At 73.9% G+C, this 2,990-nt stretch carries 3 protein-coding genes; 2 read left to right on the top strand and 1 reads right to left on the bottom strand.

The genetic code is table 11. The features are described from left to right. Nucleotides 1-884, top strand: an 884-nt coding sequence (locus DQW85_RS25160; RefSeq protein WP_113702458.1) for an MFS transporter, incomplete at its 5' end; no start/stop codon positions are given. Nucleotides 885-1,035: 151 nt separating this feature from the next. Here the strand turns inward: DQW85_RS25160 and DQW85_RS25155 are convergent. Beyond that, nucleotides 1,036-2,271 (bottom strand): LeuA family protein, encoded by a 1,236-nt coding sequence (locus DQW85_RS25155; RefSeq protein ID WP_113702457.1) that lies wholly within the window; start codon nt 2,269-2,271, stop codon nt 1,036-1,038. Between the two features lie 72 nt (nt 2,272-2,343). Here DQW85_RS25155 and DQW85_RS25150 point away from each other — a divergent pair. After that, on the top strand, nt 2,344-2,990 hold a 647-nt coding region (locus DQW85_RS25150; protein WP_113702456.1), incomplete at its 3' end, for a helix-turn-helix domain-containing protein.

Below are 2,990 nucleotides of genomic sequence, written 5' to 3'. Positions count from 1 at the left end.
GGGGCGGCGCGGCGCTGCTGGCCGCCGAGCACGCGCCGCCGGGCCGGCGCGGGCTGTACGCGATGTTCCCGCAGCTCGGCCCGGCCGCCGGGTTCCTGACCGCGAACGGGTTCTTCCTCGTCCTCGGCCGGACGCTGTCCGACGAGGAGTTCAGGGCGTGGGGCTGGCGGCTGCCGTTCCTGGCCAGCCTCCCGCTCGTGGCGGTCGGCCTGTACGTCCGGCTGAGGATCTCCGAGACCCCGGCCTTCCGGGCCGCCATCGACGAACGCCGGATCGCCCGGGTCCCGCTCGCCGGGCTGCTCCGGCACCAGTGGCGGCGCGTGCTGCTCGGCGCGGGTGCGGTGACGATCGCGTACACGCTCTTCTACACCGCCACCACCTACTGCCTGGCGTACGGCACGGCGACTCTGGGCGTCCCGCGGACCACCATGCTGGCCCTCACCATGGGCGGCGTGGTCGTGATGGCGGTGTGCACCGCCGTGTCGGCGTCCGCCTCGGACCGCCTCGGCCGCCGCCGCGTCCTCCTCGCCGGCACCGCCGCGGCGGCCGGGTGGGGGCCGGTGATGTTCCCGCTGATGGAGACGGGGTCGCTCGCCCTCGCCGGGCTGGCCCTGGCCGGGGCCCTCGGCCTGATGGGGCTGGTCTTCGGGCCGATGGGCGCGTACCTGCCGGAGCTGTTCAGCACCGAGTTCCGCTACAGCGGCGCGTCCGTCGCCTACAGCCTCGGCGGGGTCCTGGGCGGCGCGGTGCCGCCGCTGGTCGCCACGGGCCTGCAGGCGGGGGGCGCGGGCGTGACGGCCGTCGGCGGCTACGTCGCGGCGATGGCCGTGCTGAGCCTGCTCTGCCTGCTCGCCCTGCCGGAGACGGGCTCCGGCCGCCTGTGAACGCGCGAGGCCTCGCGGCGGGCCGCCGGGCGGATCACCGCGGCGGCCGGTCGATCTGGCAGGCCGACCAGGAGGGCCTTCGCGCATACAGCGTCGGCACGGACAAGACTGAACTATGCCGTTCTCGCGGCCCAGGCCGGCGAGAGGACGCCTACGAGCACATCGTTCGGATGCTCTCGTAGCCGGGGAACAGCAGTGACAGCTCGCGCGGATACGCGGCGATCAGGCGCAGCTCGTCGTCGGTGAGCGGGCGGCCGGTCATCGCGTTGCAGAGCTGGACCACCCTGAACGCGAGCTCCTCCTCCCGCACCTCGACGCCCAGCCCCTCCATGACGTGCCGGAACCCCGCCTTGCCGCCGTACTCGCCGGTCAGCACCACGCGGCCGTCGCGCGCGTGCCAGTCGTCCGGGAACGGCCCGAGCGTCGTCTCGTCGTACAGCTCGTAGTTGCCGTGGTCCTTCAGCGCGCCGTCGGCGTGGATGCCGCTCTCGTGCGCGAACGCGTTGCGCCCGACCCCCACCTGGTTGTACGGCAGCGGCTGCCCGAACGCGTAGGCCGCCCAGAGCCCGAACCGGCGCGCCCACGACAGGTCGAGAGCGTCACCGATCTCCACGTCCAGCCCGAAGCCGTGCCGGAACGCGAGGATCGTGGAGAGCAGGTCGGCGTTGCCGGAACGCTCGCCGATGCCGTTCACGCACGTGTTGACCCAGGCGTCCTGGCCGGCCTCCAGGTCGCCGAGCGCGCCGGACACGGAGTTGGCCACGGCCAGGCCGAGGTCGTTGTGGCAGTGGGTCTCGACCGGCATCGCGGTGGCGGAGGCCAGCTTGGCGAACCGCTCGCGGATCCGGTCGGGGGTGTCGCCGCCGATGGTGTCGCAGTAGCGGACCCGGTCGGCGCCCGCCTCCTTGGCCGCCAGCGCGAACTCCACCAGGAACCCGTCATCCGTGCGCGACCCGTCCTCGGCGTTCACGCCCACCGTCTCGGCGCCGGCGGCCTTGGCGGTCCTGACCGCGGCCGACATCTCCCGGACGATCGCGTCACGGTCGAGGCGGCCCCGGAACTTGTTCTGGATCATGTAGTCGGACGTGGAGATCGACAGGTTGTAGTGCCGCAGGCCGAGCGGCGCCGCCCTCTCCACGTCCTGCGGCACCCCGCGGCACCACCCGGACAGCCTCAGCCCGCCGAACGCCCCCGCCTCGGCCAGAGCGACCTGCGCCCTGACGTACGGGACCTCGTGGAACAGGAAGGGAAAGCCGATCTCGGACTGCGCCACGCCGAGCCGGGCCAGATAGAGGTTGACCATGGTCTTGCCGAACTTCGACAGGCCGGTTCGCGCGGTCTGCGCGCCGTCGCGGTTCGTCACGTCGAGGAAGTGAACTCGGGGCATACGTCCACGTTGACACGCTCGTTCAATGTGTATCAATATTGATTTTCATCAACATTCGCAGGGAGGCGCGGCGTGGAGTGGATCGACGCCGCCGCGGCGGCGGAGCGGCTGGGCGTGAAGCCCGCCACGCTGTACGCCTACGTGAGCAGGGGCCTCCTCGCGCGGCGCCGCGGTGACGACGGGAGGCGCAGCCTTTTCGACGCGGCCGAGATCGAGCGGCTGGCCCGGCGGGGGCGGCCACGCGGCCAGCCACCGGAGCTGGTCATCGAGTCGGCCGTCACCGCCCTCGGCCCCGACCGCCCGCACTACCGGGGCCGCGACGCCCTCGTCCTCGCGCGCACGGCCGCGTTCGAGGCCGTCGCCGAGTGGCTGTGGACGGGGAGCCGTGCACCCGGGTCGCCGGGGACGCCCTGGGAGAGCGACCCCGACGCCCTGCGGGCCGCCGTCGCCGCCCAGCGCGGCCTGCCCGCCGGCCTCCTCCCGCTGGACCGGCTCCAGGTGATCACCACGGTCCTCGGCGCGTCCGACACGCTGCGCCACCACCTCGACCCTGGCTCGGTGGCCGCCACCGGCCGCCGTCTCGTCGCGGGCCTGGTGGACGCCCTGCCCCCGCTGGGCGAGCCGGAAGGCGAGTCGATCGCCGAGCGGCTCTGGCCGCGCCTCTGCCCGCGCCCCGCCACCCCCGCCCTGCTCGCCGCCCTGGGGGCCGCGCTGGTGCT

This window comes from Nonomuraea lactucae (assembly GCF_003313395.1).
In the GTDB taxonomy this organism is placed as follows: Bacteria; Actinomycetota; Actinomycetes; order Streptosporangiales; family Streptosporangiaceae; genus Nonomuraea; species Nonomuraea lactucae.
Note: the sequence above shows the minus strand (reverse complement) of the source record. Positions and strands in the feature narration are given on the sequence as shown.

Excerpts from the sequence above, each read along its gene's own strand:
- DQW85_RS25155 (WP_113702457.1), bottom strand. The coding sequence starts at position 2,271 with ATGCCCCGAGTTCACTTCCTCGACGTGACGAACCGCGACGGCGCGCAG.